This window comes from Cyanobium usitatum str. Tous (assembly GCF_963920485.1).
Lineage (GTDB): Bacteria > Cyanobacteriota > Cyanobacteriia > PCC-6307 > Cyanobiaceae > Cyanobium_A > Cyanobium_A usitatum_A.
In genome coordinates, this window is record NZ_OY986431.1 from 213,627 (window position 1) to 237,191 (window position 23,565).

28 protein-coding genes are annotated in these 23,565 nt (G+C 59.9%); 25 read left to right on the plus strand and 3 right to left on the minus strand.

Annotation, left to right across the window (positions count from 1 at the left end; all coding sequences use genetic code 11):
- Positions 1 to 5: 5 nt before the first annotated feature.
- On the plus strand, positions 6 to 1,100 hold the full coding sequence (locus U9970_RS01180; RefSeq protein WP_322764939.1) for a hypothetical protein: 1,095 nt from the start codon (positions 6 to 8) through the stop codon (positions 1,098 to 1,100).
- On the opposite strand, the gene U9970_RS01185 is transcribed toward U9970_RS01180, so the two are convergent.
- Positions 1,019 to 2,209 (minus strand): sialidase family protein, encoded by a 1,191-nt coding sequence (locus U9970_RS01185; RefSeq protein ID WP_322764940.1) that lies wholly within the window; start codon positions 2,207 to 2,209, stop codon positions 1,019 to 1,021. The genes U9970_RS01180 and U9970_RS01185 overlap by 82 nt on opposite strands.
- Before the next feature lie 80 nt (positions 2,210 to 2,289).
- Here U9970_RS01185 and U9970_RS01190 point away from each other — a divergent pair, with 80 nt between their 5' ends.
- The 7 genes from U9970_RS01190 to U9970_RS01220 all read left to right on the plus strand — a co-directional run bounded on the left by U9970_RS01190 (position 2,290) and on the right by U9970_RS01220 (position 9,312).
- On the plus strand, positions 2,290 to 3,117 hold the full coding sequence (locus tag U9970_RS01190; RefSeq protein ID WP_322764941.1) for a hypothetical protein: 828 nt from the start codon (positions 2,290 to 2,292) through the stop codon (positions 3,115 to 3,117).
- 20 nt (positions 3,118 to 3,137) lie between these two features.
- Positions 3,138 to 4,202 carry a hypothetical protein gene (locus U9970_RS01195; RefSeq protein ID WP_322764942.1) on the plus strand — a complete coding sequence of 355 codons (1,065 nt, stop codon included), beginning with the start codon at positions 3,138 to 3,140 and terminating at the stop codon, positions 4,200 to 4,202.
- 3 nt (positions 4,203 to 4,205) lie between these two features.
- Positions 4,206 to 5,048, plus strand: a complete 843-nt coding sequence (locus U9970_RS01200; RefSeq protein WP_322764943.1) for an ABC transporter permease — start codon at positions 4,206 to 4,208, stop codon at positions 5,046 to 5,048.
- Positions 5,049 to 5,755: 707 nt separating this feature from the next.
- The gene (locus tag U9970_RS01205; RefSeq protein WP_322764944.1) at positions 5,756 to 6,391 is read left to right on the plus strand and encodes a hypothetical protein; all 636 of its coding nucleotides are present in this window, start codon (positions 5,756 to 5,758) and stop codon (positions 6,389 to 6,391) included.
- 32 nt (positions 6,392 to 6,423) lie between these two features.
- Complete coding sequence (locus tag U9970_RS01210) at positions 6,424 to 7,872, plus strand: glycosyltransferase family protein (protein WP_322764945.1); 1,449 nt, start codon at positions 6,424 to 6,426, stop codon at positions 7,870 to 7,872.
- 25 nt (positions 7,873 to 7,897) lie between these two features.
- A complete protein-coding gene (locus tag U9970_RS01215) occupies positions 7,898 to 8,485 on the plus strand; it encodes a hypothetical protein (RefSeq protein WP_322764946.1) in 588 nt (195 codons plus the stop codon).
- Between the two features lie 8 nt (positions 8,486 to 8,493).
- Positions 8,494 to 9,312 carry a glycosyltransferase family 2 protein gene (locus U9970_RS01220; protein ID WP_322764947.1) on the plus strand — a complete coding sequence of 273 codons (819 nt, stop codon included), beginning with the start codon at positions 8,494 to 8,496 and terminating at the stop codon, positions 9,310 to 9,312.
- Here U9970_RS01220 and U9970_RS01225 read toward each other — a convergent pair.
- Positions 9,303 to 10,253 (minus strand): glycosyltransferase family protein, encoded by a 951-nt coding sequence (locus U9970_RS01225; RefSeq protein WP_322764948.1) that lies wholly within the window; start codon positions 10,251 to 10,253, stop codon positions 9,303 to 9,305. The two genes, U9970_RS01220 and U9970_RS01225, sit on opposite strands and share 10 nt — an antisense overlap.
- Here U9970_RS01225 and U9970_RS01230 point away from each other — a divergent pair.
- The 15 genes from U9970_RS01230 to U9970_RS01300 all read left to right on the plus strand — a co-directional run bounded on the left by U9970_RS01230 (position 10,252) and on the right by U9970_RS01300 (position 20,618).
- Positions 10,252 to 12,720: a glycosyltransferase family A protein gene (locus U9970_RS01230; RefSeq protein ID WP_322764949.1), complete on the plus strand. Its 2,469-nt coding sequence runs from the start codon at positions 10,252 to 10,254 to the stop codon at positions 12,718 to 12,720. The two genes, U9970_RS01225 and U9970_RS01230, sit on opposite strands and share 2 nt — an antisense overlap.
- Positions 12,717 to 13,598, plus strand: coding sequence for a hypothetical protein (locus tag U9970_RS01235; RefSeq protein WP_322764950.1), 882 nt, complete (start codon positions 12,717 to 12,719; stop codon positions 13,596 to 13,598). Before U9970_RS01230 ends, U9970_RS01235 begins: the two co-directional genes overlap by 4 nt.
- A 36-nt stretch (positions 13,599 to 13,634) precedes the next feature.
- Positions 13,635 to 13,922, plus strand: a complete 288-nt coding sequence (locus U9970_RS01240) for a type II toxin-antitoxin system Y4mF family antitoxin (RefSeq protein WP_322764951.1) — start codon at positions 13,635 to 13,637, stop codon at positions 13,920 to 13,922.
- Entirely contained in the window at positions 13,919 to 14,407 is a 489-nt protein-coding gene (locus U9970_RS01245; protein ID WP_322764952.1) for a HipA N-terminal domain-containing protein, read from the plus strand. Before U9970_RS01240 ends, U9970_RS01245 begins: the two co-directional genes overlap by 4 nt.
- A complete protein-coding gene (locus tag U9970_RS01250) occupies positions 14,346 to 15,125 on the plus strand; it encodes a HipA domain-containing protein (protein WP_322764953.1) in 780 nt (259 codons plus the stop codon). Before U9970_RS01245 ends, U9970_RS01250 begins: the two co-directional genes overlap by 62 nt.
- A gap of 133 nt (positions 15,126 to 15,258) precedes the next feature.
- Positions 15,259 to 15,666 carry a nucleotidyltransferase substrate binding protein gene (locus U9970_RS01255; protein ID WP_322764954.1) on the plus strand — a complete coding sequence of 136 codons (408 nt, stop codon included), beginning with the start codon at positions 15,259 to 15,261 and terminating at the stop codon, positions 15,664 to 15,666.
- 43 nt (positions 15,667 to 15,709) lie between these two features.
- Complete coding sequence (locus U9970_RS01260; protein ID WP_322764955.1) at positions 15,710 to 16,432, plus strand: hypothetical protein; 723 nt, start codon at positions 15,710 to 15,712, stop codon at positions 16,430 to 16,432.
- A gap of 251 nt (positions 16,433 to 16,683) precedes the next feature.
- Complete coding sequence (locus tag U9970_RS01265) at positions 16,684 to 16,926, plus strand: AbrB/MazE/SpoVT family DNA-binding domain-containing protein (protein ID WP_254937366.1); 243 nt, start codon at positions 16,684 to 16,686, stop codon at positions 16,924 to 16,926.
- On the plus strand, positions 16,923 to 17,327 hold the full coding sequence (locus U9970_RS01270; protein ID WP_254937367.1) for a type II toxin-antitoxin system VapC family toxin: 405 nt from the start codon (positions 16,923 to 16,925) through the stop codon (positions 17,325 to 17,327). Before U9970_RS01265 ends, U9970_RS01270 begins: the two co-directional genes overlap by 4 nt.
- A 352-nt stretch (positions 17,328 to 17,679) precedes the next feature.
- Positions 17,680 to 17,850 (plus strand): hypothetical protein, encoded by a 171-nt coding sequence (locus tag U9970_RS01275; RefSeq protein WP_322764956.1) that lies wholly within the window; start codon positions 17,680 to 17,682, stop codon positions 17,848 to 17,850.
- 31 nt (positions 17,851 to 17,881) lie between these two features.
- The gene (locus tag U9970_RS01280; protein ID WP_322764957.1) at positions 17,882 to 18,364 is read left to right on the plus strand and encodes a hypothetical protein; all 483 of its coding nucleotides are present in this window, start codon (positions 17,882 to 17,884) and stop codon (positions 18,362 to 18,364) included.
- A gap of 225 nt (positions 18,365 to 18,589) precedes the next feature.
- Complete coding sequence (locus U9970_RS01285) at positions 18,590 to 18,748, plus strand: hypothetical protein (RefSeq protein WP_322764958.1); 159 nt, start codon at positions 18,590 to 18,592, stop codon at positions 18,746 to 18,748.
- 158 nt (positions 18,749 to 18,906) lie between these two features.
- The gene (locus tag U9970_RS01290) at positions 18,907 to 19,047 is read left to right on the plus strand and encodes a PIN domain-containing protein (RefSeq protein ID WP_322764959.1); all 141 of its coding nucleotides are present in this window, start codon (positions 18,907 to 18,909) and stop codon (positions 19,045 to 19,047) included.
- Positions 19,048 to 19,211: 164 nt separating this feature from the next.
- Positions 19,212 to 20,228: a GDP-mannose 4,6-dehydratase gene (gmd, locus tag U9970_RS01295; protein ID WP_322764960.1), complete on the plus strand. Its 1,017-nt coding sequence runs from the start codon at positions 19,212 to 19,214 to the stop codon at positions 20,226 to 20,228.
- A gap of 222 nt (positions 20,229 to 20,450) precedes the next feature.
- Positions 20,451 to 20,618, plus strand: coding sequence for a hypothetical protein (locus tag U9970_RS01300; protein ID WP_322764961.1), 168 nt, complete (start codon positions 20,451 to 20,453; stop codon positions 20,616 to 20,618).
- Between the two features lie 200 nt (positions 20,619 to 20,818).
- Here the strand turns inward: U9970_RS01300 and U9970_RS01305 are convergent, their stop codons facing one another.
- A complete protein-coding gene (locus tag U9970_RS01305) occupies positions 20,819 to 21,235 on the minus strand; it encodes a hypothetical protein (protein WP_322764962.1) in 417 nt (138 codons plus the stop codon).
- A 134-nt stretch (positions 21,236 to 21,369) separates the two neighbouring features.
- Between U9970_RS01305 and U9970_RS01310 the strand changes: the two genes are divergently transcribed.
- Both U9970_RS01310 and U9970_RS01315 read left to right on the plus strand, forming a co-directional pair.
- The gene (locus tag U9970_RS01310; RefSeq protein ID WP_322764963.1) at positions 21,370 to 22,353 is read left to right on the plus strand and encodes a hypothetical protein; all 984 of its coding nucleotides are present in this window, start codon (positions 21,370 to 21,372) and stop codon (positions 22,351 to 22,353) included.
- A 62-nt stretch (positions 22,354 to 22,415) separates the two neighbouring features.
- A complete protein-coding gene (locus U9970_RS01315; protein ID WP_322764964.1) occupies positions 22,416 to 23,561 on the plus strand; it encodes a class I SAM-dependent methyltransferase in 1,146 nt (381 codons plus the stop codon).
- Positions 23,562 to 23,565: the final 4 nt, after the last annotated feature.

Sequence of the window (23,565 nt, forward strand, 5' to 3'; positions counted from 1 at the left end):
ATCGGTTGGCCGCAAGCACCTTGGTCATGCACGTGGGCATCCACAAGACCGCTTCGACTTACATCCAGCACCGTCTCAAGCGCAATCAGCGGTTCTTGCGCCAGCAAGGCCTGCTTTATCCAGGCCGGCGGCGTGACCATATGCGTCTGGTCAAGGCTCTCAGCCAGGGCAACCTGCAGCCCTGGGGCAAATTGCTGGATCGTGCAGCTCGCAAGGGCCGCACGCCGCTGGTGTCGGCCGAGATCCTTTCGCTGCTGCTGGCTAGCCCAAGTGCTGATGGGGACTGCTCCGTACTCGCGCAGTTGCTGGGTTTTCTCAAGGAGCGGGGGGTGGGTCTCCATCTAGTGGCCTTTGTGCGGGATCAGCCGGCTTACCTCAACTCGCGCTACACCCAGCTGCTGAAGCGCTTTTACTTTGCGCTGCCTTTTGAGCGTTACCTGAGCCAGACGATGCGCGCTGGCGGTGAGAGCGAGTGCGATTACGAGCGGTTGTTCGGCGAAGCCTTGGAGCTCGGCGAGGTGCGCTGTTCGCTACTGCCTTTTCGTAGTGGCGAAGCCGATCCCTGTGAGCGCTTGCTACAGGCCATCGGGGTAGCTAGCTGCGCCGATTTGGATCCTTTGGATCAGCGCGCCAACGCCCAACCTGGCTGGCAGGCCGTGTGGATCGCCCAGCGGATTGCTCGGCGGCTGCGGCGCCATCATTTGCAGGCCTGGCGTGCTGGAGCCTGTAAATCGAGGATTCGCGAAGGACTCGAGCGAATGGCCGAGAGCCAGGGCTGGCCTGCTGAACCGTTTCAGGGGCTGAGCGAGCCTTTGCTCGATCGGCTGGAACATCGCTATGGAGCAAGTAACGATCGTTTTGCCAGCCGGGTGTGGGGCTGTTCCTGGCGGGAGCTTTTCCCCCGCCCCATCCCCTCCCCTAGCCCGGAGGCACCTCGCAGCGATGAGGAGCGGCGGCAGCTGGTTGCCCTTGCCGATCAGCTGTTGGCCGATGGGCTGGCATCTTTAAAGCGGCCCGATCAGGCTGCGCGGATCAGTTCAAAGGGAATGCGCTGGAAGACGATGCCGCCGTGGCGCTGGTTGTCCCGAGCTTTGCGGTAGCTAGCTCCGGATTCCACCAGCAGGCCCACATCGCCGTTGGCGAAGCGGGCCAGGTCGCTGTAGCCAGTGAAGCTGCCGGCCCCCTGGCCGTAGCCGAAGCCCCGGCTCCAGCTCTGGCCATTGTTAGTGCTGAGGCGGAGGCGGCCGTTGGTGCGGTGCTGTAAATCCACCGGATTGGCAAACACCAATGTGGCCTGCTGGCCGGGACCGAAGCCGTAGGTGAGCAGGCTTGCCTGGCAGCCGTTGACCGGTTCGATCAACTGGGGATCGGGCCCGCTGCTGGCCATAGTGAGGCCACCATCGCGGCTGATACTCACCACCCGCCGGCCGCCGTTACTGCGGCTGTTCAGCATCAGGCTGCCGTCGCCGAGTTCGCTCACCGTGCATTCACTGGAGGGGCTGTAACTCGCCACTGCCCCCACTCGCCAGCTAGCACCGCCATCGTCTGAGAGGAGCAGGTGGGAGGCACTGCCGCGACCTTTGATGCTGTGCCGTGCTGGCACAACGATGCGCCCACTGGCGGGTTCCAACTGCTTGACAATGCCGTGGCCGGGACCGATTCCATACCAGGGCTTCCAGCCCGGCAGTCTTGCCTGGGCAGTGATGTCGCGGGAGGGGGCCCAGCTGCTGCCGTCGTCGTCGGAGAAAGTAACGCGTATGTCTCTAGAGCCCCGGTCAGACTCCCTTGCTACTGAGGCATTCCAGAGCCACAGCAGCAGGATGCGCCCGGTGGGAAGCACCACAGGCAGGGGGATTTTGCAGGGATTGGGCCCGTCGTTGGCCAGCACCTGCAGCTGCTCCCAGCTGCGGCCGCCATCAAGGGAGCGCCGCAGCAGCACATCAATATTGCCTTCGTCCTTGCAGTTGTCGACGCGCCCGCCACAGAAGGCCAGCACGCTGCCACTGGCACTTATCGCCAAGCCAGGGGTGCGGTAGCAGCTGTATCCCCCCTCGCCGGAGATGAAGGGATTACTGATCAGAAGATCTTGCTGGCCCCACTGGGCAGGGTCGCTTTGACGCACACGAGCAACCCCAGTGCCGGCCAATGCGGTGGCAACTCCTGCACTGGATAGGCCCAACAGAATTTGGCGACGACTCAGCTGGCTCATCAAGGGGGCACTCGTAGACCCAAGTTAAGATGGTTTTGAAGGAGCAAATCTTGACTGCGCCCATGCACACACGTTCGCCCATGCAGCAGCCCGAGGCTGTTCTGGAGATGCGTGGCGCATCTAAGTGGGTAGTGGAGGGGGTCAACCACTCCTACAGGGCCTTTTCCGACCTTTCTCTAGAAGTTTTTGCTGGCGAGCGAATTGGCATTTTTGCAGCTAATGGTTTTGAGGCCAAAGCCTTGTTGGCTTGCCTGAGTGGGGTTGAGCCCCTAGATGCAGGCACCGTTGAGCACAACGCGTCGGTGTCATGGCCTTTAGGAACAAACGACGCTTTTCTGGGTAAGTTGTCTGGCTATGTGAATGCACGTTTTGCGGCTGAAGTTTATAGTCAGCCAGGGCAAATAGATGAGGATATTCGGCTAATTCGGGAGTTGGCGGGAGTAGATGAAAGTATGTTTCATGAGCCCTTGGCTGATTGGCCTAGCGCGTTGCGTGATTCGCTCAAGTTGGCAGTGTCACTCGCTTTCGAATTTGATGTGGTCATGGTAGGGCGGATTGGGGGCTGGAGCCATCGCGCAATACATCCCCATTCGGTACGTATTCGTCAATGCTTTGAGCAGCGTATTGAGGGCCGAACATTAATTGTGTGTGGCAATGGCCAGACTGATTTGGCAATCGATTATTGCGAAGAAGGCCTGGCTCTAGTTGACGGTAAAATTTTATACCGGGGCGACCCAGAAGTGTGCATGGAAATGGTTAAGGAGGAGTCAAAGCGTCAAAAGGAGAGGCGACGGGAGCGTGTTAGCAAGCGGGTCGCAAAATTGGTTGGTAGTGATGAGCTTGATGATTCTGAGTCTGACGACTCGCTTGAGAGTAGTGTAAGTGATGATACTTTGGTATTGCGTTAGCACTGTGTGCATCCTCTCCCGTGAATAGCACTGCCCAACGCTTGCTTGTGATACATGCCGGCACCCACAAGACAGCCAGTTCTTATATTCAAAGCCGCATCGCTGTAAATGCCAATCAGCTTGCCAAATCTGGCGTTTTGGTCCGCTATCCGGCCTCGGCGGCTCTTAAGCACAAGCCTTTGGCGTCAGCCTTGGCCAAGCGGCGCTGGCCGATTTGGAAGCGTTTTTTACGCAAGCAGCCCGCCGATACGTCGATGTTGTTGCTGAGTGCAGAGCAATTCACTCAGCCGCTCACAAAAAAACGGAGCCTGAAAGCGCTCGTTGAAATGTTGAGGTCTGAAGGCTGGCGCCTGCAGGTGTTGTTGTTCCTGCGCGATCAGCCCGATTATATTAATGCCCGTTATGTGCATTCCACCAGGCGCCTGTATCACCATCAAGACTTTGACTCTTATGTGACTGATCAGTTAGGGGAGAGGCGTCACATCTACGACTACAATTATATGTTCGCTAGCTTGCTGAGAAACCCTGCCATTGCATGTACATTTTTGCCTTATGGCAGCGTTTTTGGCGACCCATTTGAACGGATGATGGCCGCTTTGGGCGTTCAGGTCCCAGCCGAAGGTTGGCTACCTGCCGATCCGAGTAAAGGCAACGTGCAGCCCGGTTGCCAAGGGGTTTGGCTGGCTCAGGCGATCGGTGAGCGACTAGACCAACTAGGTATTAGGGGGAAATCTCTAGTCAACGCGGGAGCTGTGGTGCGTCGCATAGCGGAACAACAGGGTTGGCAGGATGATCGTTATTGCGGCTTTGATGCAGCAGGGGCTGGTGCGGTGGCAGCCCATTACGCCCAGGCCAATGACGAGTTTGCCCAACGGGTTTGGGGCTGTAATTGGCGGGAGAGGATGCCTGAGCTGCAAATGAAGCGCCGGCAGTTCAACTCTGCCGCAGAGGCAGGTGGGGCTGATTCGTTGGAAAAGCTGGTGCAGCAGGCCATGAAATTTTTAGCGCGTCACAATCAACCCCTTGATCTGGCCATGAGGAGCAGCGCCCTTACGATGGAATCCATTAATAGTTCGGTGAGTTGACCCATGCGTAGCCTTGCCCCCCGCTACGTGTTGTCCAAACTGCTTTTGCAGCTGCGTGTGGTTTCGGCGGTGGCTCGCCGCGAGCTTCAGCTGCGGGCTGCTAAGGGTGCTATGGGAGTGGTTGGTGTATTTGCCGAGCCGCTGGCTCTAATCGTCACTTTTCTTGCTCTTCGCATCTTTTTGCGTGGAGCAGGGGACGCAACCTACATGAATCCGGCGTTGTGGTTGGCTTTGGGTTTTATTCCATTTTTTATGTTCGCTGAGATTGCTATTAAGGCGATTGGGGGAGTAGATAAAAATAGTGAGCTATATTTTTACAGGCGTCTTCGTCCCCTGGATTCCTTAATGGGTAATAGCCTGTTGCTTGGGCAGATCTACGGATCATTGTTGCTGGTATTTCTGCTGGGTTCGGCTGCTTGGGAGTGGCGGCCTGTAGTCCAAGATCCTGGAGCATTGATTTTTCTGTTTTTGGGTTTGGCTTTGCTTGGATTTGGGATTGGCTTGAGCACGTTGATTGTTGGCCGCCGATTGCCACTTGTTGCTTGGTTCATGCAGATGTTTCTGCGCCGTATTTTGCTTTGGACTTCTTGTATATTTTTCTCAATCAGTTTCATTCCTGATGTTTTCCGCCCCTGGATTCTATGGAATCCAATTGCCCATGGCGTTGAGTTGATGCGGGCTGCGTGCAACCCTGCCTATCCCATTCCTGGTGTTAGCGCTTTCTACTTTTGGGGTTGGGTGGTGGGATCGATAGGTTTTGGTCTATTGGTTTATGGAAATAATGAAAGTTTATTGTTCGCAGTGGATAAGTCTGTGTCGGTTGATTCGGGTGTTGATGGCGATTGATCGCCTTCGCTGATAGATTTGGTAAACGCGCAGCATTTCACCTCTTGATCCAGTTCTCTCGCCCGAAATTTGCTCGCCCCTTGTTCCGCGGGGAGCAAGGTGTGAGGAAGCTAGCTGCTCCCTTACGAAGCTTGGTGAGCGGGCTGCTGCATCGCACAACCAGCCTTATCACCTCCTTGCGGCCCGACGAGCCTGACAGCGAAGGCCAAGCTCAGGCTCCTGGCCTTAGCAGTCGCTTGCGGGATCGGATGCAGCCAGTGCTGAGATTGCCAGTCCCTGTCTTGCTGGCCGGCGTGGTGGTGCTGGGCTCGGCGATTTACTTTTTTGGGGTGGGCCGCAACCGCTACCAGGTTCAATCAAGCTTCATTGTGCGGCTGCCTGAAGCTCCTGCAACTACAGGGTCTACCCTTTTAGGAACCACGCTGGCGGGTCCCACCATGCTTGGGTCGCTAGAAGATGGCCGCTTTCTGGCTGTTTATTTGACTTCACCAGAGGTGATGAAGCGTGTCTTTTTGCGGCTCCAACCTGAAACTGCCTGGGCACGGAATCTTCGCGATCCTTTTGCAGGGCTGAGGCGTGGTGCCACTTTTGATGAGAAGCTCGCTTTCTTTCGCCGCCAGGTTTTCGTGATTCCCCAGGATCTCACTGGTGTAATCAATCTCACCACGGTTGGCCTATCGCCTACCCCTTCATATCGACTCAACAGCTTGCTGCTGCAGGAGGCTGAAATGTTCATGAACCGGGTTAATCAAAATATCAGTGCTACCCAGCAGACTTTTGCTGAGACTGAAGTCCAGAGGGCTCGGGAACGTCTTGATAAAGCCTCTTTGGCTTTCAATACTTTTAAGAATCAAAATCGCGAAATAAATCCTTCTCAGTCTGCTGCTGGCGCCAGCGATTACATAACATCATTGGAAAGCAAGCTGGTCAGCCTTAAGGTTGAAGAGGCCAGTCTTAAGCGTCAGTTTAAAGATCACTCCACTCCGGAAGTTGCCTACGTAACTGATCAGGTTGATGAGCTGCAGCGCCAGATCAATGAGGAACGCGCCCTGCTGGTGAATCCAGAGGGTAAGGATCTGAACCGGATTGTGGCTGAAGGTTCCAAACTGGAAACGGAAATGATGCTTGCCACTGAAGCCCTTAAATCTTCGATCACTGCAGCAGACAACAGCCGCCAGCGCACCCAGCAGCAGGTCAAGTTTTTAGTGCGCTTGGCTGATCCTGAGGTGCCGCAGTTGCAGGCGATGGACTGGCGCTGGAAGGGGTTCCTAGGCACTCTGGGGGTGTTGATCGTGCTTTGGGGCATCGGCACCTTTGCCTTGGGGATTGTTGATCGCCGTTGACCATTGGTCCCTACGGTTGGTTAAATCGCCCGGTGCTCGCTGCCGCCGCCGCTGAGCAGGCGGCAGAGCTCAAGGCGGCTAATCCCCAGCCTGATTCGTTGCGTCGCAGCGAGCAGGAATTGTTGAACGACCTGCACTGGCCCAGTCGTCATCACGCCTTGCTGACGGCCTGCGACCCCGGACCGGAGGTGGCGCTGCTCACGGTGGCCAATGATCGTTTTTACCGCGGCTTGGAGGCGTTGCTGCTGAGCCTCAAGGCCGTTTATCCAGGCTTGAGCTCGCCGGTGGTGGTGGCCCATGACGGCAGCCTGGGCTCTTTTTTGCAAAACCGGCTCCTAGCTATTCATCCACTGCTGCAATTTGTGCAGCCACAACCCGCCTGGGCTGAAAGCCTGCCGCGGGATTCCAGCAACCGCCAGCGCATCGGCCTGTTGGGTTACCTCAATGGTCACGCCTTCAGCCTGAGGGGTTACCGGAGGGTGCTGGTGCTTGATTCCGATCTTTTGATCACCGGATCGCTTGATCCCCTCTGGGGCGAGGGCGATGCTTTCCGTGCCGTGCCGGACTGCGGCGATCGACCCTGGGCAGCCATCTCCCCCCATACGGGCCGGCCGGTGCTCAATTCAGGCGTGTTGTCGGTGCCGGGCTGGGCCCTCAATGGCGAGCTGGAAGTCCGTTTTGAGGCGCTGATCCGCCAGGCGGCGGAGCCGGTTTGTCCGCTGCTGGATCGCTTTGCAGATCAGAAGGTATGGAATCAGTTTCTCTCTAATCAGCCTGTAGAGCTGCTGCCGCTCAATTTCAACTGCAACATCAAATATCTGGTGCAATACCTCGGCGGATGCGCTGAGGGGCTTTCGGTGCTGCACTTTGCTGGGCCCAAGCCCTGGCTCAGCTGGCCATGGCTGTCGCCCGAACCAGGGGAGCAGCGGCCTGGTGCGGTTACCGATCATCTGTTCTGGAATCGCCTTTACCGGTCTCAGCTGATGGCCTGGCGGCTTGCCTTGCACCGCCAGTACCTGGCCGCCGCCGCTCCCCTGCCGGCGGGTCCAGCCCAGTTGGCAACGGAGCCGGGCTGCCTAGCCCCAGGGGTTCGGCCGCCCGGTAGCAGCTCTCATCTGCTGCTTAGTGATCCCCAACTGTTTGGAGCGGCTTGGCCTGACAATCCCTGCTGGCCTCATGCCTGGTTCCCTGCCCTAGGGGCGGCGGCGCCATTACATATCTGGGCTCCCTTCGAGTGGGAGCCGGCGTTGCGGCAGCTGCCGCTGCCGCCTGGAGTGCACTGGCATTGGCTTTTGATTGAGGCGCCGTTCAGCCCTGAGCTGGCCCAAGGCGAGGATCTGATCGCCGGTCCTGGGCCTTGGCGGGAGGGCTTTGAGCCCTGGAGCAATCCGCCTCTGGCGGGTGTGGAGCGGGCGGTGCGGCGTCGCCTGCTTTCGGCAGGGGCCCAGCCCCTGCCTGGCCTTGGCGGCCGAGACTCGTAAGCTGCTTTCAATATTTAGACAGGGCATGCCCAAACCCAAGCGCAACGCCACAGCTGCAGCCGGCAATCCCGCCAAGACAAAACCAAAAAAAAGGCCTAAACCCTCCTTGCTTGGCCGGATCGCGGCACCTTTTAAAAAGTTGATCAGCCGCATTAGAGGCAAGGCTGGCGCCAAGGGAAAGGGCAAAGCAAATGCCCGGGCCACCTTGCTTCCGGGGGCTGGCCAGAAGCGCACGCTGGCTCAGTGGAAAGAGTTGCGTCGTCGCAACACCGCTGAGGTGAAGGCCCATCTGGCTGAGCAGCAGCCGGTGCCGGCGATCAAGAAGCTCACCCGGGCCCTGCTGGAAGACCCCCAGCACCCCGCTTATCACGAGCTACTTAAAAAAGCGGTTGAACAGCGCCGCCAGCGACGCATCAAGGCCGGCCGCAAGGACCCCTGGGCCGAGCTCCCCAAGGATCTCAAGCAGGAAGCCCTGCAGCTTGAGGCCTTCAGCGCCTATGTGGATGAGCTGGAGCAGTTGTTTGATAAGGCCGGCATCCCGCCTCTGAGTGCACCGCCGCCGCCGGAGCAGAGGCAAGCAAAGAAACGCTCGCGATCCAAGGCAGAAGCCTGAGAGGGCCCATGCGGCCCCGCATCGGTATAGCGATTACCACTTACAACCGCCGCGAGCAGTTGCTGCGCTTGGTTCACAGTTTGCGTCAGCACTGTCGAGATCAGGTTCACTTGGCGGTGTTCGACGACGGCAGTAGCGATTGCACTGCAGCTGCTGTTGCACCATTAGTGGATGCTGTGCTGGAGGCTCCAAACGGTGGGATCCCCACCAATAAGAACCGAGCCCTGTTTTATTTCCTGGCCCTGCAGCCCGTTGATCAGCTGATTCTCCTTGAAGACGATGTTGTGGTGACCAGCCCGCGCTGGCTGCGCATCTGGAGTAGGGCAATTCATCGCCACGGTCATATCAACTTCAGTTCCACCCGCTGGCCGCGCGACAACCCCTCATTTCATGGCAAGTTGCTGGGGGGAAAGGGTTCGGCTCGAAAGCCTGAACGCTGGAGCATCGTTTCTGGTGCCTGCAGTGGTTGCGACACGACCGTGTTGCGCCGCGATGTGGGCTATGTGAATCCGTTGTTTCAGGGCTACGGCTACGAACACATCGAATGGACGCGTCGTTTCCTGCTGGCGGGTTATGGCGGCCGCAAGCGGGGGGATCACCGCTGGAGCTACCTCTCGATTCCCCATGGTTTGGATTTTCAGCCCTCTCAATCAAACCGAGATGCGGAAGCGATTGCCCGTAATGCCGGTGTGATGGCCCAGCTCCAGGGTGCGGGCGGCTTCGTGCCCCGGCCCTGGCTTGATGCTGAAGGCAGGCGAGCTTTTCTGGCACCTTTCGCTGGTTGGTGGGGGCAGCAGGCTGGTGGGCAGCGCCTGGATCAGGCCTGAACCAGCTCGGCTAGCAGCTGGCGAGCGCGAGCTACGAAACTGTGCTCCTGCCTCACTGTGCGGGCTACCTGGCTGAGTAGCAGGGGCTGGGCGCGCAGGGCGGTTGCCAGCTCCAGGCTGACGCATGGATCGCTGCCGGGCCGATGGCACACCACGGCCGGCATCAGCTCCGGCGGGCAGCCTGGTGCCCCATCGGTGATCACCGGCACTCCACAGGCCAACACGTCGAAGACCCGGTTGTTGAGGTAGCCGTAATCCAGCATGGCCTGGTGGTGGTCGTTGAGCACGGCCAGGGCGCGGCGGTAGCGCGCCGGCAGCTGGGCGTTGGCGATGCTGCTGGCCTGGGCCTGCAGGCCCAGCTGTTCCCAACCGGCGCCGATTAGGTCTAGGGGCAGGCCAGCCTGGTGGAAGGCGCGCACGATCGGCCGGTTGACGCCGCGGGTGTTGCCCACAAACAGCAGCCCGCCGCTCGCGGGTTCCGGCCGGCCGTAGTGCTGGAAGCCGCTGGCCTGGAGCAGGGTGCTGGTGGGGCGGCCGCTCAGGTGGGCGATGCGGGGCGTGTCCTGGGCACTGGCGACAAACAGCCGGTCGTAGGAGGCCAGTTCCGCGGGGGTGGGGTTGAGGGGCCAGCTGATCAGCCACAGGGCCCTTTGCACGTAGGGCTGGCGCTCTAGCCAGGCCAGGGGCGGGGCGTACTTGCCGCGCAGCACCAGCAGGCCACTCCCATCCGGCGGCGGCGGACTGCTCTGGTGGCTGTCGCGGCAGAGCAGGCGGGAGCTCAGCCCCAGGCTTTGCAGGCCGAGTTGCAGCCCCCGGGCGAAATGCACATCACCCCAGCCCGCCTGGGCGGCCGGATCGGCCGGCGCGGCGATCAGCAGGTCGAGGTGCCGCATGGCGGGCCAGCTGTGGCCACCTATTCTCGCCACTGGCCCGGCTGCCATGTCGCTGATCACCGCGCACCTGCCATCTGCCCAAGGGGATTCAATCCACCTGGGCCTCAACCGCTGCCAGCTGGTGCGCAAGCTCTTCGCGCTTCCAGGGGTGCGGCGCTATGGATTTGCAAGCGGCTGTGATCAGGCCCTGCTGCTGCGGGCTGATCCAAGCCTCTGGCCCCAGCGGCTGGGTCCCTCCCTGATCGACCTGGAGGGCCAGCTCGGCGATCCGGCGTTGCTGCTAGCCCTGCCTTTGGCCTGGAGTCGGGGCCTGGTGCAGCCCGCAGAGGCGCCGCCGCTTCAGGCGCTGCTGCAGGCGGGCGCCACCCCGCTGGCTCTCGATGCCTGGCCCGAGCTCGAGCTCTCTGAGCAGCCGCAAGCCCAGCTGCTCCCCTCCGCCCTGGCGCTGCTGCTGGCCCCCTACCGCGCCCTGCTGGCCGCCGCCGAACCCCTGGAGCCGGCCGCCGCCCTGCAGCTATTGCAGCTGGAGTGCCAACTGCGTCGCCAGCTTGCCGCTGGCTGCTGGCCTGCCCCCGCTGCCCTGGGCCGGCCCCTGCCCCTGGCTCGCTGGCTGGTCGCCCCCCCGGCGGAAGCCGCTGCCCTGCAGCGCCTGAGCGACCAGCTGGTGGCCTTGCTGCACCTGCTGCCGGCGGCCGAGCAGCCCGCCTACGCCCACAGCTTGCAAGCACTGCTGCTGGCGGGTTTGGAGCAGGCCGAGCCCCAACCCTGGCTGCGGCTACTGGAGGCGCTGGTGGGCGGGATAAATAGCCGCCAGAGCGAGCTGGTGGCGGTGGCGGCTGATCTGCGCCGGGCCGGGCTGGAGCGGGGCGCGGCCCTGGATGATCCCGGCGAGCGGGGTCTGGCGTTGATGCGTTTGCTGCAGGCGCCCTTGGCAGAGGAGCGGCCTGGCTGGCTGGCGGCCCTGGCCGGCGCCATCGATGCCCTGGTGCTGGCGATCGGTGTGGCGGCCGAGGCGGGTGAGCGAGAGCAGAAGCGGGCTTTGCAGCGCCAGCTGGAGGCGATCGTGCTCAGCGGCAGCACCAACCTGCCGCTGCTGCAGGCCCTGCTGCCGCAGCTGGCGCCAGAAACTGGCTACCGCCTGCCCAGCTTGCTGCCTCCGGCTGCCTGCCTGGTGCTGGTGAAGGGGGTGCTGCTGCTGGGCGACCCGGCAATCGCCCGGCTGGATCGGCCCTGGCGGCGGGCCCTGCTGGCGCTACTGGAGCGGGGGCTACCGCGGCTGTGGTGGCAGGCGGATCTGCTGCAGAAGCTGCTGCACGACCTGCGCCGCTTCCCCCTGCACACCACTTGGCTGCAGGCCGACAACGCCGAGCTGCTGCCGGCCCTGGTGCAGCTGCATAGCCGCGGCGTGGCGCCGCCACCGCCAAACAATGGCCCCGAGCCGCTGCAGCTGCGCCCCCTGGCGCCGGAGGAGTTGCCTGGCGAGCCGGAGGATCCGCGCCGGCTGCTGCGCCTGCAGCTCACCCTGCTGCTGCGCTTGGTGACGGGTGAGGAGGAGCGTGGCGCCCTGCTGCGCCTGGCCAGCGCTGCCGGCAAAACGCCCCTGTTGCGGCTGCTCGATGGCGAAGACGAAGAGGCCCTGGTGCTGGCGGTAGCAGCCGGCCTGCCCAGCCGGGCGGTGGGCTTGGCGCGGCTGGCGGCGGAGCGGGCCGGCGTGCAGGAGCTACTGCCGTTGTTGCTACCCCTTACCGGCGGCGTGCAGGCCGTGTTTGCCGCCTGCCTGGCCCAGTGGCGCCAAATGTTGCCGGTGGCGGCGGAGCGAGTCACTTTGCCGATCACGGTGCTGTTTACCTGCCACCGGCCGCGGCTGGAGCTGCTGCGCCAAGCCCTCGAATCGGTGGCCCTGCAGAGCGTGGCGGTGGTGGAGGTGCTGGTGGTAGACGACGGCACGCCGGAGCCCGAGGCGGCTGCCCTGGCGGCGTTGCTGGAGCAGGCCGCCGCCGAGCTGGATCTGCCGCTGCGGCTGCTGCGCCAAGAGCGCAACCAGGGCCAGTACGCCTGCCGCAACCTGGCGATTGAGCAGATGGCGGGCGAGGCCCTGGCGATTCACGACGACGACGACCTCTCCCATCCCCTGCGCCTGGAGCTGCAGTGGCAGGCGCTGCAGCAGGGGGCGGCGGCGGTGTATGGCCGCCATGGGCGCCTGGATGAGGCCAGCGGCGCACCCCAGGCCGATGGCGATGGCGGTGGCTTCTTCGGTGATGGCATCACCACCCTGTTGCTGCGCAGGGCTACGGCGCTGGAGCTGGGCGGCTTTTATTCGGTGCGCTCCCGCGGTGATGTGGACTTCCGCCGCCGGCTGGAGCAGCGCTATGGGGCGGCCAAGGTGGTGCGGTTGCAGGCGCCGCTGTATCTGATGCGGGGCTCTGCGACCACGGTGTCGTCGGCCTATGAATACGGCTGCAGCCTGGGGCTAACGAGCTGGCGGCGGCTGATGCGCCAGGGGCTGCTTCCGTGAACAAGCCGGCGCCGGTGTTCATTGGCCTCACCTCGATCCGCGGCCGCGAGGGGGCCCTGAAGCGCACGCTCGATTCGCTGCTGGCCCAGCAGCTGCCCGCCGATGGCCGGCTGGTGGAGCTGCATTTATTTCTGTCCCGGCAGCCCTACCTGCTGGATCGGGGCTTTGAGGTGCTGCCGGGCTTTCTGCAGCGCCGCATCTGGAGCTCGCGCCTGGGGCCTGGCCTGCGGCTGCAGGTGCACTGGACGGCGAATTGGGGCCCCTACCGCAAGCTGTTGCCGCTGCTGGAGCGGCTGACGCCGGAGCAGCAGGCGCTTGATCCGCTGCTGATCACCGCCGATGACGACACCCTCTATCCGCGCGACTGGCTGCGGCGGCTGGTGGCGGCCCAGGAGCGCTGGGGCTGCGTGGTGGCTTTCCGCGGGCGCCAGATGGTGCTGGAGCAGGGAGAGGTGGTGCCCTATCGGGATTGGCGGGTAAACGATGAGCGGCTGCTGCAACCCAGCCTGCTGACGGTGCCCACGGGCAAGGACGGCATCTGCTATCGGCTGGGCCAGCTCGACTGGCGGGTGCGCGATGTGGAGCGGGCGCTGGCGATCGCCGGCCACGCCGATGATCTGTGGTTCAAGACCCACTGCCTGCTCACCGAAACGCCGAGCCTGCTGCTGCACCACAGCATGAGCCAGCAGTTTGTGGAGCTGAGCAGCCAGGGCGTCGCCCTCAAGCGCGGCGTGCCCGGCCAGCCGATCGGCCAGACGCTGTTTCTGTCTATTAATAAGCGCGGCGGCAACGATGTGGTGCTGGCCGATTGCCTGGGGTATCTGCAGGGGCTCGCTGGCTTCCAGCCAATCGACCGCCAAAACCTGGCACTATTCTGAATTAAATATTCCCGTTCGGTAAGAATTCGGGACGCCATGGCCGCGCCACTCTCTATTGATCCCGATCGGGAACAATGCAGCCGGATTCCGCCTGAGCTGGCTATCGCTTCGGCGGGGGCGCTAGGTGCGGCTCTGCGCCGTAGCCGCAAAGCGCTTGGGCTTACCCAGGCGGAACTGGCTTTGGCGGCTGGTGTGGGCCTGCGCTTTGTGGGGGAGGTGGAAGCGGGCAAAGCATCGGTGCAACTGGAGCAGCTGCTGCGGGTGATCGATGCCCTCGGCGGCACCCTGTTGCTGCGCGATGCAGCCGGGTCGCCAGACGCATGACGGCAGCAGACACCATGGAGCTGGGCGTGTGGTTGCTGGGCGAGCGTGCAGGAACGCTGGGGCTCAAAAACGGTCGGCTTCGGTTTCGATACGAGGCGCGTTGGTTGCAAAAGCCAGGCGCGACGCCTCTCTCGCAGAGCCTGCCGCTGCTGGCCGAGCCCTTCGAGGATCAGGCCTGCCGCCCTTTTTTTGCTGGCTTACTGCCTGAAGGGGAGCTGAGGCGGAGAATTGCCGCGCAGTGCCAGATCTCCTACGCGAATGACTTCGGCCTGCTGGCAGTCATTGGGGGTGACTGTGCCGGGGCGGTGAGCCTGGAGCCTGGGGATCCAGCCACCGCGGTTGCCGCGGTGGAATGGCTTGAGCCGGATCAGCTGATCGTCCTGCTGGCTGAATTACCTCAGCGACCGATGCTGGCTCAACGCGATGGCCTGCGGCTCTCGCTTGCCGGCGCCCAGAGGCGCCGCTGCCAGTACCCACATCCTTAAGCCGGCTATTGCGGCGGTGGAACGCAGCGTGATCAACGAAGCGTTCTGCATGGCGCTGGCCAAGGTGATGGGCCTGCAGGTGGCAGACACGGAGATCCTGATGGCTGGAGATCAACAGATCCTGCTGGTGCGTCGCTACGACCGCTGCAAAGACGCCAATGATCAATGGCTGCGCCTGCATCAGGAAGATTTCTGCCAGGCGCTGGGTGTGCCGCCGGATCTGAAATATCAGAATGAGGGAGGTCCGGATCTTCAGGCCTGCTTTGCACTGCTGCGCCGAGCTACCAAGCCCAGTGCTCCAGAGGTGATACGCCTTTTGGATGCGGTGGTGTTTAACGCCCTGATCGGAAATCACGACGCCCACGCTAAAAACTTTTCGCTTCTCTATGGATCGCGTGGAGCAACCCTCGCGCCGCTTTACGACCTTTTGAGCACAGCGGTGTACCCGACACTCACCACAAAGATGGCGATGAAGCTGGGTAGCAAATACAGCTTTGCGGAGGTTCAGGTACGCCATTGGGAGCTGTTTGCTGTAGCGGCAGGGTTGTCCAAGGCCCAGACCAGGAAAAGGCTGGTGCGCATGGCGGAGCAACTTCCCTCGAGCGCCCGTCGGCTGCAAACTAAATCTTCTTATCGAGATCACGCACTGATCGAACGAATTGCTTGCCTGATCGAGCAGCGTTGCGAGCTCTCATTGAGTCGCTTTAACGCTGACTGAATTCCACGGGTGGGAGTGGGATCGGCACTGTCCCTAATTACGCACAAGCTGTACAGAATCAAGGACGCACGAAAATTCAGCCAGCTCAGCGGGCGGCTGTTCTTCTAGCGTTGCAACCAGGAGGCCTGAGTTGATGGCAGAAGACATCCGCTGGCAGCAAGGCTTCAGCAATTACCGCCGGGCACTGGCCCAGCTGGAGACTTTTCTGGAGCCGCCCAGGCTTACCGAACGCGAGCAGCTGGGGTTGATCAAGGCCTACGAATACACGTTTGAACTTGCTTGGAACACCCTGCGAGAGGCCTTTCGCCTCGGGCTGATTGAGGAAGGTGAGGCCTGGATGCTGATGATTCAGGGCCGCAATCTCACCAGCCACACCTATAACCGCGCCACAGCCGAGGCCGTCGCCGTGGACGACCTGCTGCTGCCCTGGCGGGTGGATCTGGCTCTGCGCCATGAGCTGCCAGACGATCTGGAGGCCCATGTGCAGCGGGTGGGCCGCTGCCTTTGGAGGAAGGCCTGCAGACCATCGGTGAATGCTTAGGCAGCACTAGGTGGAGCGGATCAGTGGGTGAGCGCTCGAATTGATGCCTCAGCCTGAAGCAGTTGTTGCGCAGCTACGCCGCGCTGTTCGACCTGCTGGAGGCAGCGGCCTGAGCTCAACCGCGATACAACTCAGCCATCCCTGGGCTGTTGAGCAGGTTCAACAGTCGCTGGAGCGTGCGGCGATTGCTGGCGGAGGGGTCGAGCTGGAAGGCAAGTCGGCCTCGATCAAGTCGATTTCGGAGTGCATCCAGCTGAGCAACGCGAGCTCTTTCTCGAGCTGCTTCGTTCTCTGCTCTGAGCGCTCGATCTGCATCTCTCTGGCGGGATCGCGCCGCCAGTTGAGCGTCGCGCCCAAATGGCGCGCCGTATTGCACGACGCGGACAAAAACGAGCGGAAGGGAGAGAGCGATGAGCCAGACGCCCCATTGCTGCTGGAGCGGGAGCTGGCGGAGGGGGAGGTCGACGTGGTCATAGGAGGAAAACAGAGCAATCAGGCCAACAACACTGCCAACAAAGGCTTCCAGCAGGGCTTTGCCGTCAAACCCAAGCCGCCACCAGGGTGGTGGAGAATCCAAATCTCGAAACTCTCCACTCACCCTAAACAGCCCGAGCCGGTTACGATAATCTCAATTATAGTACAAACGCACTGCTCGGCCAGTCAGGCCGCCTTGTGCCTACGCACTGAAATACGCCCGGGCGGTCAGCGAGCGCCTCAGCTTGAAACAGTTGTTGCGCAGCTACGCCGCGCTGTTCGACCTGCTTGACGCGTGAGCACCACGGTTGACCTACCGAATCTGAATGTGTGGCTGGCGCTGGCCTGTTCCGACCACAGCCATCACGGAAGCTGATGGGCGCGGCGGTCAAGACCGCAGGAGAAGCTTCCGCTCTGGTGGAGCACGACCACTCGCGCAATCCCTGCCGCCTGGCTGGTCGCCAATAGCTGGTTTAATCACCGTGTCATCCGCTCAGTTCACGCAGCCGCCTTACACTGGTAAGGCGTTCGAACGATGGCGCTATGGATGCGCTGCTCACCCTGTCATCCAAGGGCCAGCTGGTGATCCCGGCACGGTTGCGTCAGCTATTGGGTTTACAGCCAGGCGATCGGCTGGCGTTGAGCCTGGAGGCTGATGGGCTGCGCCTGGTTCCCGAGGACCGCGAAAAAAGCCGCTCTGCCCGCGCCTTGATCGGCTGCGCTGGATACCAGGGGCCACCGTTGAGCTTGGAGCAGATGGATCCGGCACGCTTCGCCGAAGCATGAGTTTGCCTGTGGCGCTCGACACCAACGTGCTGGTGCGCCTGCTGGTGAACGACGATCCGGCTCAGGCTGAGCAGGCGGCAGCGCTGATCGATGCCAGCGCCGCCTGTTTTGTGCCGATCACCGTGGCCCTGGAGCTGGAGTGGGTGCTGCGTGGTGCCTACAAATTGTCTCGTGAAGCCGTGATCACGGCTTTTGAGGGACTACTCGCCATTCGCCATCTCCATGTGGAGCAGGAAGAGCTCGTGAGGCGAGCCTTGGAGTGGCACCGGCAGGGCATGGACTTTGCCGATGCGCTCCATCTGGCTCGAAGCGAGGGCTGTGGGGCTTTGATCAGCTTCGATCGGCAACTGGCCCTGGTGGCTGGGCGGCTGAACCTTCAGCCAACAGTCAAGAACCCTTGATCTGCCACTCAGGGTTCAGTACAGCTTGTACGGAATCGTTCATGCCACGACTTACCTACCGCTATCTGTTCCTGGGGCGCGGGAGAGGGCTCTAATGACGAGCATTATTTGTTCGGCACGGTCACCGCGCTCGCTCTGTTCCGGCTCGTTTTGTCAGCTATGACCACTGGCTGTGTGCCCGATCCGCTGAGCAGAGGCAAAGGCTTTCCTGCACTCCTGAGTTGTTGAACAGAATGTTCAACAATGCCATCACGATCAAGGTATGGCTGCGGTCACTGGAGGGGGAGGTGGAAGCGCCGGCAGAGGTCAGAGCTGATGCGCACTAAAATACGCACAGCGTTGCCTGGTTGTGATGCGTACCACCCTGGAGCTTCCGGACCCCCTGTTTGCCCGCCTGAAGGCCACGCCCGCCGGCTCCGGCTCGAAGCGTTCGGCTCACGCTTTGCCCCGCGTGGAGGGGCCCTTGGCCATTTCTGGCCAGCACCTCAGCAACGCCGCGCTGTTCAACCTGCTTGACGCGTGACCATCACGGTTGACCTACCGGACTTGAATGTATGGCTGGCGATGGCCAGACCTCAACCGCGATACAACTCAGTCATTACAGGGCTATTGAGCAGCGTCAACAGTCGCTGGAGCGTGCGGCGATTGCTGGGGGAGGGGTCGAGCTGGAAGGTAAGTCGGCCTCGATCAAGTCGATTTCGGAGTGCATCCAGCTGAGCAACGCGTTGTCTCTCTTCAGCTGCTCGATTTCTTTCTCGATCCGCTCGGTTTCGCTCCTCAGCTGCTTCGTTCTCCGCTCTGAGCGCTCGATCTGCATCTCTCTGGCGGGATCGCGCCGCCAGTTGAGCATCCGCAAAAACGAGCGGAAGGGAGAGAGCGATGAGCCAGACGCCCCATTGCTGCTGGAGAGGGAGCTGGCGGTGGGGGAGGGAGACGTGGTCATAGGAGGAGAAGAGCGCGATCAGGCCAACAACAGTGCCAACAAAGGCTTCCAGCAGGGCTTTGCCGTCGAACCCCAGCCGCCACCAAGGCGGTGAGGCTTCCAAATCCCTAGAAAGTCCACCCACCCTAAACAGCTCGAGCCGGCCACGACACCGTCAAGCATAGTACAAATGCACTGCTTAGCGATGGTCGCCCGGCGGTATCCAGCCAGGACGCCTTGTACCCCTCGCTGAAATACCCCTTGGCTGCTCCGCGTGAAAGTGTTTAGAGGGGGCAAGGGCTGATGCGCAGCAAGATGCGCACAGTGTTGCCTGGTTGTGATGCGTACCACCCTGGAGCTTCCAGACCCCCTGTTTGCCCGCCTGAATGCCACGCCCGCCGGCTCCGGCTCGAAGCGTTCGGCGCACACCCTGCCCCGCGTGGAGGGGCCCTTGGCCATCTTCTGTTCAACCTGCTTGACGCGTGAGCACCACGGTTGACCTACCGGATCTGAATGTGTGGCTGGCGCTGGCCTGCCCCGACCACAGCCATCAGAGAAGGTGTTGTTCTGCACGGTCACCGCGCCCGCTCTGCTGGAGGCCTTCTGCCAGCAACCTGGCGTGAGCATTGCGATGCCAGAGCGGGGGGGGGCTGGGACGTGTTTCACCAGCTGCTGCGCACCGATGCCTACCTGGCCGCCGTGGCGATGGCCAATGGATGGCGGCTGGTGAGTTTCGATCGCGATTTTGAGCGATTTGAAGGTCTGGAGCGGTTGGCTCTACCAGGAGCACAGGCGTAAACAGCACGCCATTGCTACCCTGCCTCATGGGCCAAGGCAGCGGGAAGGCGAAGTCCCCGGTGGTTGCCCCATCCCTTGATGGCTTGCCTGGGGACGGGAGGCATGGGTTCTGACATTGAGCGCTGCTGCTGGCTGTGGGAAAATGACCGTTAAATAGAGGAACGATGAAAACCGCCCTGATCACTGGTATTACAGGGCAGGACGGCTCTTACCTGGCGGAACTGTTGCTGGAGAAGGGCTACCTGGTGCACGGCATCAAGCGCCGGGCCAGCAGCTTCAACACCACACGGATTGATCACCTCTACCAGGATCCGCACGAACTTGATCAGCGCCTAGTGCTCCACTACGGCGATCTAACGGACAGCACAAACCTGATCCGGATCATTCAGCAGGTGCAGCCCGATGAGATCTACAACCTGGGCGCCCAGAGCCATGTGGCGGTGAGCTTCGAGGCGCCGGAATACACGGCCAACAGCGACGCCCTCGGCACCCTGCGGATTCTGGAAGCCGTGCGGATGCTGGGGCTCAGCGCCAAAACTCGGATCTACCAGGCCAGCACTTCCGAGCTCTACGGCCTGGTGCAGGAGATCCCCCAGAAAGAAACCACGCCCTTCTACCCGCGCAGCCCCTATGGCGTAGCCAAGCTGTATGCCTACTGGATCACTGTTAACTATCGCGAAGCCTATGGCATGTATGCCTGCAATGGCATCTTGTTTAACCACGAATCACCGCGGCGTGGTGAAACGTTTGTGACGCGCAAAATCACTCGGGGGCTAGCGCGGATCAATGAAGGATTGGAGGATTGCCTCTATATGGGCAACCTCGATTCGCTGCGCGATTGGGGCCATGCCAGGGATTATGTGGAGATGCAGTGGCGGATGCTGCAGCAGCCCGGCACTCCGGAAGATTTTGTGATTGCCACGGGCCGGCAGGAATCGGTGCGGCGCTTCATTGAGCTGGCCGCCGCTGAGCTGGGTTGGGGTGCAATCGAGTGGCAGGGCAGCGGCATAGAAGAAGTGGGGCGGCGCAGCAGCGGTGAGGTGGTGGTGCGGATCGATCCGCGCTATTTCCGCCCGGCGGAGGTGGAAACCTTGCTGGGCGATCCCACCAAGGCGTGGGAGAAGCGGGTCTGGACGCCGCCGTCCACGGGGTTTGGCGGCTTTGGGTTGCAGGCGGCCTGAATCAATCCGGTGAGCACTGCTCACCGAAATGCCCGCCGCCGCCGCAGCCACCTCCTGGCGGCTGCCGGCTCGTCGTTTGGACATGTACAGCGCAATCTGTTGAACGGTGAGGGGAGCAGGCATGACCCGGTGCCCTGCGCATGGCAGCCGGATTCAGCTGAACCCCTCCAGAGCGGTCAACCTGTTTGGCGCGACCCCTCAACCAGATTGTCGTCGGACACCTTGACAGAGCAAAAGGATCTAGACCGCGGCCATCAGCAGGACCAGCGAGAAATCAAACAGCTCAAACAAGAGCTGCGCCGTAAGGAGGAGGCACTAGCAGAAGCAGCGGCACTGCTGTTAGCAGCAAAAAAGATCCAGGCCTACTGGGGCGAGGACGAGGGGTACTGACCGCAGCGCAGGATCGCCGCAAGGTTCATGAGATCCTCAATGCCGCCATGGCGGCCGGTGCTAAGGCCCGAAAGGCAGCCGCTCTGCTGGGCGTGCGGTTAACCACGCTGCAGCGCTGGCGGCGGCAGTTCGCAGTTGACGGGGACGACCTGGACGGCCGCAAAGACAGCTATCGCTGCAACGAGCACGAGTTCGCGGCGTTACCGCCGGGTCAGATCGTGCCGGTCCTGGCTGATCGTGGCGGATGTGTCGGCGTGGAGCGCAGTTTTTAGCGCGTGCTCCATGCCCATGGCCAGGCCCATCGCCGTGGCGGTACCCGGCCGCCCCATGGACCCCGCCACGTACCACGATTGAAGGCTAGAGGGCCGAATCAAGTGTGGAGTTGGGTCTTCACCTATCTGCCGACCAGCGTCCGTGGCGTCTGGTTTTACGTCAATCTGGTGATCGACGTCTGGAGCCCCAAGGTCGTCGTCTGGGATATCGCCGAAAATGAAAATCCAGGCATCGCAGCGGATCTGGCGAACCGAGCCTGCCTGAGAGAGCGAATCAGCAAGAGTTACCAGCATTTGCAATGGCTGCTTGAACAGCAGCAGGGCGACCACTTCCCTGGCAGCCACCCAATCAGAGGGTCGAGAAACACCTCGTCATGCTCACAATATCCCTGTAGACAAATCGAGAGGCTCAGAAGGCCCTAAGAGATCGCCACTCAATCCTAGAAAACTAATCCCACTCATTCCCGTCATGCAATAGGATGCCAAAGATTGATACTGGCTATGTCAACTTGACATCACCTCAAGAACTTGAAAGGGCCCACCAAGACTGGATCGCCAGCGTAAAATCTCGCAACAAGTCTGCATTTTCGCATTTCTTGCAGAAAAGACTAGAGGGGACACTCCATGCCAAATCCGCAACAGAGCGCAAAAAAGTAGCAATCCTAGGAAGCGGAATCTCAGCCCTTAATCTCACACTAGATCAATTATTCGCCATTGATAAATGCAATGCAATTATTGCTTTTAATAAGTCAATGGCATTTGCCAATATTGCAGGTGTTGTACCAACTGATTTTGTTTTCTTGGATGGATTTTCCGCCACCGCCAAAGCCTTTCTTCAGATTGGACTGGACTTTTGCATAAGGCATCAATTAAGCCTGAATAACATTGTGATGAGCAACGGTCTTCGCGGCAGGGTGACAACAAGCCAGGAGGCCCACTTAATGTCCATCGGTGCAACTCAGCGATTACGCCAAGGATGCAGCGCTTTATACTCGGTAAACATGGAGAAATGCCTTGCCAGCTGGACTTATTTGGCTCCAAAAAGTACAGCCATAACATACTGTGATCACACTCCCTTTCAACAGCCTTCGAATCGCTGGGCAAGCAGCTACGATCAACCCCTCTATCATTACCGAGGATCACTTACTCATGTGCTTAACTTTATAACAATTCAATACCCCGACAGCGATATATATCTAGCAGGCGTAGACTTTAACACCCCGCACTACTTCTTTCAAGAAGAGTTAGCTGAATACGCTGATTTCAATAGTGATTGGACAACTCAACTAGTCACCGATACTGGCTTGCATTTTAGCGCCCAGCACTGGGAAGGCACGACCATGTTTGACGATTCAGAATACATCAACCACCAGCTATCTCTCTACGGATGCAGGCTATTCTCGCTAAACGAGAAAAGTTTAATGGTAAAACATTCTCTTGCAACCTACAGAGACATTGCTTAGTGTTTCTGTAGGTTGCAAGAATCCTTCACTTGCAATATGTTTTCTGAAACCGCTTGATATTTATGAATCCTGAAACGCCCCTCGAACTCCTTCTTTCACAGGAAGTCAAGCAACTCTCTCAGCGCCTAAGATTTGCGGAGACTCTAACCAAGACACTAGAAGCAACGTGTGAATCACAAAAAAATGCGCTTGACAAGCAAATTTGCATCAATACAGAACTCAGCGATCAAGAAAAAACGGCAAACCAGGAATATCGAGATCAGCTAGCCCTTTTTGAAAAGCAACTTGCAATAGCCAAAAGTAAGTCTATAGAGCTAGAGACTGCTCTTTGCCAGGTCAATAAATTTGCTCGTTCCCTGAAAGACAACTATGTCAAGATTTTGCCTATGCTTTCGAAGTTTATATGTAGTGATTATTGCGCAACTAAATCCAAACCAAATACCACAGATTCTCGATACCAAGCACCTATATCGGGCACTTCGATGCAGTCGCAATCATCTGCCAAATTAGCTCGAACTGACAAACCTACTAAAAAAGCTATTTTAAGTTTTTATCGCAATATGAAGATGAAAATACGCACTTCACAAAACCCGGTCGCTCCAGTCGCAGAAAGCGGAGAAGCCCTAGACACAATTCACAGCTTTATTCGCAATCTACCCAAGAATAGCAAAGTTCTTGACGTAGGGGGGGGGAGAGGCTACAGATTTTCAAACGAAAGCAATTACTGGGTTATGGACATCAACACAGAAGGCGTCGATAGATATATCCATGCCGACATCTGCGATCAAGATTTAGAGGTCAGGGAGCAATTCGATGTTATTATTACAAAGGACACGCTTGAGCATCTCCCTAGGCCATGGATTGCAACGTCAAATATTTTTAAACTGCTCAAAGAGGGTGGAGTATTCATTTGCATTGCTCCATTTAACTGGAGGTTCCACCCATCACCTTATGATTGCTATAGATACTCTCATCAAGGGCTAAAGTTCTTAATCGAGGGAGATGGAGGATTTGGCAAGTCGGCAGCATGCATGATGCTTGTTCATGAATCGATACAAGGATTTTGGAAAAATAGGTATGATTGCTGGCCTTTTGGCGACTTGAAACACTATCATGCAGTAAATTCATTGTATATTGGAATCAAGAAGACTGGGAGAAAGTTCTCGAGCAAGTCCGTTGATTCAGATTTTAGCATTCTCCATGAATAGGCAA

Bases quoted from the DNA above. Each gene is read 5' to 3' on its own strand.
- U9970_RS01185 (WP_322764940.1), bottom strand. From the start codon at position 2,209: ATGAGCCAGCTGAGTCGTCGCCAAATTCTGTTGGGCCTATCCAGTGCA.
- U9970_RS01190 (WP_322764941.1), top strand. From the start codon at position 2,290: ATGCAGCAGCCCGAGGCTGTTCTGGAGATGCGTGGCGCATCTAAGTGG.
- U9970_RS01200 (WP_322764943.1), top strand. From the start codon at position 4,206: ATGCGTAGCCTTGCCCCCCGCTACGTGTTGTCCAAACTGCTTTTGCAG.
- U9970_RS01215 (WP_322764946.1), top strand. From the start codon at position 7,898: ATGCCCAAACCCAAGCGCAACGCCACAGCTGCAGCCGGCAATCCCGCC.
- U9970_RS01220 (WP_322764947.1), top strand. From the start codon at position 8,494: ATGCGGCCCCGCATCGGTATAGCGATTACCACTTACAACCGCCGCGAG.
- U9970_RS01230 (WP_322764949.1), top strand. From the start codon at position 10,252: ATGTCGCTGATCACCGCGCACCTGCCATCTGCCCAAGGGGATTCAATC.
- U9970_RS01225 (WP_322764948.1), bottom strand. From the start codon at position 10,253: ATGGCAGCCGGGCCAGTGGCGAGAATAGGTGGCCACAGCTGGCCCGCC.
- U9970_RS01240 (WP_322764951.1), top strand. From the start codon at position 13,635: ATGGCCGCGCCACTCTCTATTGATCCCGATCGGGAACAATGCAGCCGG.
- U9970_RS01245 (WP_322764952.1), top strand. From the start codon at position 13,919: ATGACGGCAGCAGACACCATGGAGCTGGGCGTGTGGTTGCTGGGCGAG.
- U9970_RS01250 (WP_322764953.1), top strand. From the start codon at position 14,346: ATGGCCTGCGGCTCTCGCTTGCCGGCGCCCAGAGGCGCCGCTGCCAGT.
- U9970_RS01255 (WP_322764954.1), top strand. From the start codon at position 15,259: ATGGCAGAAGACATCCGCTGGCAGCAAGGCTTCAGCAATTACCGCCGG.
- U9970_RS01260 (WP_322764955.1), top strand. From the start codon at position 15,710: ATGCCTCAGCCTGAAGCAGTTGTTGCGCAGCTACGCCGCGCTGTTCGA.
- U9970_RS01265 (WP_254937366.1), top strand. From the start codon at position 16,684: ATGGATGCGCTGCTCACCCTGTCATCCAAGGGCCAGCTGGTGATCCCG.
- U9970_RS01270 (WP_254937367.1), top strand. From the start codon at position 16,923: ATGAGTTTGCCTGTGGCGCTCGACACCAACGTGCTGGTGCGCCTGCTG.
- U9970_RS01275 (WP_322764956.1), top strand. From the start codon at position 17,680: ATGCGTACCACCCTGGAGCTTCCGGACCCCCTGTTTGCCCGCCTGAAG.
- U9970_RS01280 (WP_322764957.1), top strand. From the start codon at position 17,882: ATGGCTGGCGATGGCCAGACCTCAACCGCGATACAACTCAGTCATTAC.
- U9970_RS01285 (WP_322764958.1), top strand. From the start codon at position 18,590: ATGCGTACCACCCTGGAGCTTCCAGACCCCCTGTTTGCCCGCCTGAAT.
- gmd (WP_322764960.1), top strand. From the start codon at position 19,212: ATGAAAACCGCCCTGATCACTGGTATTACAGGGCAGGACGGCTCTTAC.
- U9970_RS01310 (WP_322764963.1), top strand. From the start codon at position 21,370: ATGCCAAAGATTGATACTGGCTATGTCAACTTGACATCACCTCAAGAA.
- U9970_RS01315 (WP_322764964.1), top strand. From the start codon at position 22,416: ATGAATCCTGAAACGCCCCTCGAACTCCTTCTTTCACAGGAAGTCAAG.